Annotated in this window: 8 protein-coding genes; 1 reads left to right on the top strand and 7 read right to left on the bottom strand. The window is 60.2% G+C overall.

Going from position 1 to position 6,038, the window contains the following annotated elements; genetic code table 11:
- Window positions 1-126: 126 nt before the first annotated feature.
- From cyoE to B3187_RS00580, 4 genes are read right to left on the bottom strand one after another with little or no spacing between them, the layout of a single operon-like run.
- Window positions 127-1,053: a heme o synthase gene (gene cyoE / locus B3187_RS00595; RefSeq protein WP_286804180.1), complete on the bottom strand. Its 927-nt coding sequence runs from the start codon at window positions 1,051-1,053 to the stop codon at window positions 127-129.
- 22 nt (window positions 1,054-1,075) lie between these two features.
- Window positions 1,076-2,113: a COX15/CtaA family protein gene (locus B3187_RS00590; RefSeq protein ID WP_339618225.1), complete on the bottom strand. Its 1,038-nt coding sequence runs from the start codon at window positions 2,111-2,113 to the stop codon at window positions 1,076-1,078.
- A gap of 20 nt (window positions 2,114-2,133) precedes the next feature.
- Window positions 2,134-2,766 carry a hypothetical protein gene (locus B3187_RS00585; protein WP_286804179.1) on the bottom strand — a complete coding sequence of 211 codons (633 nt, stop codon included), beginning with the start codon at window positions 2,764-2,766 and terminating at the stop codon, window positions 2,134-2,136.
- Complete coding sequence (locus B3187_RS00580) at window positions 2,759-3,547, bottom strand: SURF1 family protein (protein WP_286804178.1); 789 nt, start codon at window positions 3,545-3,547, stop codon at window positions 2,759-2,761. The genes B3187_RS00585 and B3187_RS00580 overlap by 8 nt, the downstream gene beginning before the upstream one ends.
- A 96-nt stretch (window positions 3,548-3,643) precedes the next feature.
- Here B3187_RS00580 and B3187_RS00575 point away from each other — a divergent pair, with 96 nt between their 5' ends.
- Entirely contained in the window at window positions 3,644-3,868 is a 225-nt protein-coding gene (locus tag B3187_RS00575; RefSeq protein ID WP_024461881.1) for a DUF2909 domain-containing protein, read from the top strand.
- Between the two features lie 21 nt (window positions 3,869-3,889).
- On the opposite strand, the gene B3187_RS00570 is transcribed toward B3187_RS00575, so the two are convergent.
- The 3 genes from B3187_RS00570 to B3187_RS00560 form a co-directional block, all read right to left on the bottom strand.
- Window positions 3,890-4,810 (bottom strand): cytochrome c oxidase subunit 3, encoded by a 921-nt coding sequence (locus B3187_RS00570; RefSeq protein ID WP_286804177.1) that lies wholly within the window; start codon window positions 4,808-4,810, stop codon window positions 3,890-3,892.
- A gap of 22 nt (window positions 4,811-4,832) precedes the next feature.
- Window positions 4,833-5,408, bottom strand: a complete 576-nt coding sequence (locus tag B3187_RS00565; protein WP_286804176.1) for a cytochrome c oxidase assembly protein — start codon at window positions 5,406-5,408, stop codon at window positions 4,833-4,835.
- A gap of 24 nt (window positions 5,409-5,432) precedes the next feature.
- A partial coding sequence (locus tag B3187_RS00560) for a cbb3-type cytochrome c oxidase subunit I (protein ID WP_286804175.1) occupies window positions 5,433-6,038 on the bottom strand: 606 nt, incomplete at its 5' end.

Here is a 6,038-nt window from a genome sequence, read left to right as displayed (position 1 = left end):
CCACCGCCACGACGGCAACCAGAATAGCCACGGTGCGGCGGATACCGCGCTGCTGTCGAGCGCGGCGATGGTCGGGGTTGGGGGCAGTGTCACTCACGGGCTTGACTCCGGTACATCAGGGATTGGTCAGAGGCGCAGATAGTCGGTCGGCACGGGCAGCAGGTAGTGGTCCAGCAGCATCACCACAAACAGCGCCATCAGGTAGACGATGGAGTACTTGAAGGTATCCATCCCCACCGAGGGCTTTTTGCTGAACATCAATGCCAGGGACCAGTAGAGGAAACCCGCTCCGAGCACCAGGGCGCCGAGCAGGTACAGCCAGTTCAGCATGCCGGTGATATAGGGCAGCATGGTCACCAGCACCAGGATCACGGTGTACAGCAGGATGTGCAGTTTGGTGTACTGCTCGCCGTGGGTCACCGGGAGCATGGGAATGTCCGCCTTGGCGTACTCGTCTTTGCGGTGCACCGCCAGGGCCCAGAAATGCGGGGGCGTCCAGGCAAAAATGATCAGGACCAGCAGCAGCGCATGACCGTGAATTTCACCGGTCACCGCCGTCCAGCCCAGCAGAGGGGGCGCGGCACCGGCGATACCACCGATGACAATATTCTGGGGGGTAGCGCGCTTGAGAAACAGGGTGTAGACCACGGCGTAGCCCAACAGCGACACCAGGGTGAGCACGGCAGTCAGGGTGTTGATGAACACCACCAGCAGCGCCAGACCCAGGCTGCCAATGACTAGGGCGAACATCGCCGCCTGCAGGGGCTCGACCCGGCCCTTGGCCACGGGGCGGTTAAACGTGCGGGCCATTTTCTGGTCCACATGGCGATCCACCAAGTGATTCACGGCGGCGGCAGAACCGGCGCACAGCGCGATACCCAGATTGCCGATCAGCAGCACATCCAACGGCACCATACCGGGCACGGCCAACAGCATGCCGATGACCGACGTCAGGATCATCAGCAACACCACATTGGGCTTGCACAGCTCGTAATAATCTCGCCAGCTCATGCTGGATCCGGACGTGCGCGTGTTATCAATTATTTTCGCCATGGGATTCCTGCTTTTTATACCCCTAGATTCGTATCGCCGAATAACTCCGGTGAGCCAGAGTCACCAAGCCCAGCAACAGTAACGCACCGACCCCGTTGTGGGCAACCGCTACCGACAGCGGCAGTGACGCCAGCACGTTAGTAATGCCCAGCGTGACTTGCACCACCAGCAGCAGGCCGATCACACCGGCCAAACGCCGCGCGCGACTCAGTGGCACCTGCCACAGGCGATACAACAGCACCAGCAGCACCAGGGTCACCACCAGGGCGCCGATGCGGTGGGTCAAATGAATCGCGGTGCGGGCATCACCTTCGAGCAGACCGCCCAAGTAGTTGGGGCCGACACTCTGGGCGAAATTGAAGCCCCGCACAAAGTCGGTATCGGGCCACCACTCGCCGTGGCAGGTGGGAAAATCGGTGCAGGCCAGGGCGGCATAATTGGAGCTGGTCCAGCCCCCCAGGGCAATCTGCATGACCACAACCATCAGCGCCAGCCAGATCAGCGGGCGCAACCCAACCAAGCGCCGATAACTGTTGCTGGACAGGCTCCAGGGGCGGTTCTGCAGGCGCAGCGCCAGCAACCAGAGCAGACTGAAGGTGGCAAAGCCGCCGAGCAGGTGAGCGGTCACTACCTGCGGCCAGAGCTTGAGGGTAACGGTCCACATGCCGAAAGCGGCCTGCACAACCACCAGGGCCAGCAGACCGGTAGCGTGCCAACGCGGATAGTTCATGGCCGGCGCCCGGGCGGCGAAGCGCCAGGTGGCCAGGGTGATCCCCAGAATCACCAACCCGAGGGTACCGGCAAAATACCGGTGCACCATTTCCGGCCAGGTTTTATCGTGCTCGACCGGCGCTTCGGGGAACAGGGCCTCGGCCCTGGCGACATGCTCGTCCGAGCTCGGCCAGGTCAGATGACCATAACACCCGGGCCAGTCCGGGCAGCCCAGGCCGGCATCCACCAGCCGGGTGAATGCCCCCAGAACCACCACCACCGCGCAGAGAGCGGCGGCAAAGAGGGCCCAGCGATAGCCGTGTTTTTGTTGATTTTTTATTGGCGCCACGATTCAGTCTCCTCGGACCATCAATCTTCGTAGGAGTAGCGCAGCAAGCGCTTGATGTCTTTCAGTAATTGGTTACCGGTGTGATCGGGGCCATAGGCCATCATCACAAAGCCTTCCTGATCCATCAGAAAATACCGGCCTTCGCTCACCGGGTTACCCGGCAGGTTGGTGTCCGCCAGTGATGCCATCATGGTGGCTTCCTCGGGGCGCAGCACCTCGGTGCCCGGATGCTCCTCCCGCCACTGCTCCAACAGTGCGTCCGAAGGCTCCCCGCCGACCGGCAGAATGATGCGTTTGACCCGATAGGCTTTATCCGCCAGACGAACGTGTACCTGACGGGTCAGGTACAGATTGGCTTGGCAGCGCTCACCGCACTCCGCGTCCACCGGGATCACGTAGCGCCACCGTTTCTGTTCCGGGTCCAGCGTCCAGGCTTCGCCCGCCAGGGTCTCTGGCTGCCACTGGGTAAACCGCTGGGGTGGGTCCAGCAACTCGCCCTGATTGACCTGCCCGTCCGGGATGCCGACACCGGTCTGGAACAGCACGTAGGCAATCAGCATGGGCAGCGCCACCACCGTTATCAAACCAATGGCGGTGATCTGGCCCCGACGCTTGAATCGGCGCTGGCGTTCGTTCGGATCTTGATCAGTCATTAGGGCTACTCCCGCTACCGCATTCTGCGGAGTTCGCTGTTGTTGTACGCCTGCGTTTGCGCAGGCCCATGAGGGTCACAAACAACCAGATTACCACGGCGGCCGCCATGGCAAACCACTGCACCGCATAACCGAGGTGTTTGGCAGCGCTCACTTCCAGGTCCTGCCACCCGGTAATCAGGGCACCCGGGCTGCCGTCATCCAGTCTGGCGTAATGGTCCAGCACCGGCGACTCAAACGCCTCGGCCATGGCCTCTGGATCGATAGCGACAATTACTTTGGGCCAGCCGGCATCCGCTGTGCGACCGTCGAGCAGCGGATGGTCACTGGACGCCTGCCAGCGGGCGAACAGGGTGTGCTCCCCTTCCGGCGCTGGCGGGTCGGGGCGATCGGCTCGGCGCTCGCCCGCCGCGACCCAACCCCGATTGACCAACAGGATCCGCCCGTCACTCAACTCAAAGGGCGTAATGACTTCGTAGCCCACTTGGCCGTCGCGCTGGCGATTGTCCAGTAGCCAGTTGCGCCCGGTCAGGTAGTGTCCCTGCAGCAACAACCGGCGCTGTTCTTCGATTGCGGCCAGGTCGGTGCCGGGCAGGGTCGCCGGCGGCTGAGTGCGCACCGCATCCAGGGCGGCTTCCCGGGCCCGCTTCTGTTCGGCGCGATCCAGTTGCCAGAAGCCGAGCGCCATCAGAACGGGAAAGGTCAGCAGGCACAGCAGCGTGACTTTCCAGTGGAAGGCAGTGCTACACTGTGACGCGGCGGACGTTGGCTGGGAGTTCACACTGGATACCTCGGGGAGCTCTCACCGACGCTCAGTGGAGGGAGCTGCCGTTCTAATACAATTTACCACTCAACCCGCTTAACAACAGGCATTTTTATGTGGCTTAAAATCATTATCCTGGTGCTGTTTGTCGGCGTTCTGGTCAGCCTCACCAGCGGCCTGCGCTTTCTGCTCAAGGACGCCGGGGTCCCGGAATCCAAACGGACGCTTTACGCCCTGGGCATTCGTATCGTGCTGGCCAGTGTGATGATGCTGTGTGTTTTCTACGGTTTCTACAGCGGCATTCTGACCAGCTCAGCTCCCTGGGACTCGCGTCTTTAAGACGCGAGCCGGGGTGTGTCATCAACCGAAGATATAGACCGCGAAGAACAGACCGACCCAGACCACGTCGACAAAGTGCCAGTACCAACTGGCGGCCTCAAAACCGAAGTTATCATCCGGTTTGAAATGACCTTTAAGCACCGAGCGGAACCACATGACCGCCAACATGAAGGTCCCCAGGAAGACGTGCATGCCGTGGAAGCCGGTGAGCATGAAGAAGGTGGTGCCGTAAATGCCGGAATCCAGTGTCAACCCCATGGCGGTGTAGGCGTGAACGTATTCTTCAACCTGCAGAATCAGGAAGGCGATCGCCAACACGATGGTGCCGCCGAGCCACCAGTTGAACGCTTTGCGGGCATTGTTTTTGATGGCGCTGTGCGCGAAGTGTACCGTCACACTTGAGGTCAACAGCAGCACGGTGTTCCAGAACGGCAGCCAGGTCCAGAGTGAACCGGCCTCGGAAAAGCTCATGTTCTGCTCGGGGCCGCGCACTGAAGCCGCATCGCCGTTCACCGCCATATCCGGTGTGGTCATCAGCGGCCAGGCGGCTTCGAAGCCATTCCAGAGAAACTCGTTGGTGGCGGCGTTATTGCCTTCACCGCTGAGCCAGGGCAGCGCCAGGTTACGCACATAGAAGAGCGCCCCAAAGAACGCGGCAAAGAACATCACCTCGCTGAAAATGAACCAACTCATCCCCCACACATAGGAGCGCTTGAGTTGGGCACTGTTCAGCCCGGCCATATTTTCATTGATCACCGAACCGAACCAGTTCCACAACACAAAGGCGAACACCAGCCCACCCGCCAAAAACACATAGGGGCCTTGCGCATTGCCGTTCATCCAGTGTGCGGCACCGAAAACCGTTAAAAACAGACCAAAGCTGGCCCAGATGGGCAACCGGCTCTGTTCCGGTACGTAATAAGTTCCTTCGCTTGTCGCCATATCGATTACTCCGCGCTCGTTTTTATTGTTTCAAACTAGCCAAGTCATTGTGGTCATCACTAAACCGGTCCGTGACATCAAACAAGGTGTAGGACAGGGTGATGGTGTTGATGTGCTTCGGGATGTCCCGGTCGACAATAAAAAACATCGGCAGCTCCGCCGACGCTCCTGCCTCCAAGGGCTGCTGCTCGAAGCAGAAGCACTCGGTCTTGTGGAAATAATTGGTCGCTTTGAAGGGCACCAGGCTGGGAATCGCCTGACCGACCATGGCCTTGTCGGTCGGATTGCGCGCCAGATAGTCGATCCGCTTCTGCTCACCGGGGTGAACCGTCACCGTGCGCACCGCTGGCTTGAACTCCCAGGGCATACCTTCATTGTTGGTGGACACAAACTGGACCTTGATGGTCCGGCTGGTATCAATGCCGGAATCGGTCGCCTCGTAGCGACCACCGGTTTTGCCATTCAGGCCCGTTACTTCACAGAAGGCATCGTACAGGGGTGGCATGATCCAGATGGCAAAGACGAACATGCCCACCACCGTCACACCCAGCTTCGCGCTGAGTGCGGCGGTCGGGTTATTGGGGAAAAGCCATTTCATACCATGCCCCCTTGATGATGCCGTTTACTTGATTTCCGGCGGCGTGCTGAAGGTGTGGTACGGCGCCGGTGACGGCAGCGTCCACTCCAGACCTTCCGGGTTATCCCACACTTTGGCGGTCGCCGGCTTGCCGCGCAGGATGGTGGATACCACGATGTACAGGAACAACACCTGTGCCGCACCGAACAGGAAGGCGCCCACGGAGGAGATCATGTTCCAGTCGGCAAACATCATGTGGTAATCCGGAATCCGCCGCGGCATACCCGCCAGACCGGAGAAATGCATGGGGAAGAATGTCAGGTTCAGGCCGATAAACGCCAGCCAGAAGTGGGTCTTACCCATGGTTTCGTTGTACATCCGGCCACACCATTTGGGCAGCCAGTAGTAAACGCCGGCGGTGATCGAGAAAATCGCACCGGGCACCAGCACATAATGGAAGTGCGCCACCACAAAGTAGGTGTCGTGGTACTGGAAATCCGCCGGGGCTATGGCCAGCATCAGGCCTGAGAAGCCGCCGATGGTAAACAGGATGACGAAGGCCACCGCGAACAGCATCGGAGTTTCAAAGGTCATGGCACCGCGGAACATGGTGGCCACCCAGTTGAATACCTTCACCCCGGTGGGCACGGC

This window comes from Marinimicrobium sp. UBA4209, assembly GCF_002381585.1.
In the GTDB taxonomy this organism is placed as follows: Bacteria; Pseudomonadota; Gammaproteobacteria; order Pseudomonadales; family Cellvibrionaceae; genus Marinimicrobium; species Marinimicrobium koreense.
This window is presented reverse-complemented; position numbering and strand designations above follow the sequence as displayed.

Excerpts from the sequence above, each read along its gene's own strand:
- B3187_RS00585 (WP_286804179.1), bottom strand. The coding sequence starts at position 2,766 with ATGACTGATCAAGATCCGAACGAACGCCAGCGCCGATTCAAGCGTCGG.
- cyoE (WP_286804180.1), bottom strand. The coding sequence starts at position 1,053 with ATGGCGAAAATAATTGATAACACGCGCACGTCCGGATCCAGCATGAGC.
- B3187_RS00575 (WP_024461881.1), top strand. The coding sequence starts at position 3,644 with ATGTGGCTTAAAATCATTATCCTGGTGCTGTTTGTCGGCGTTCTGGTC.
- B3187_RS00570 (WP_286804177.1), bottom strand. The coding sequence starts at position 4,810 with ATGGCGACAAGCGAAGGAACTTATTACGTACCGGAACAGAGCCGGTTG.
- B3187_RS00565 (WP_286804176.1), bottom strand. The coding sequence starts at position 5,408 with ATGAAATGGCTTTTCCCCAATAACCCGACCGCCGCACTCAGCGCGAAG.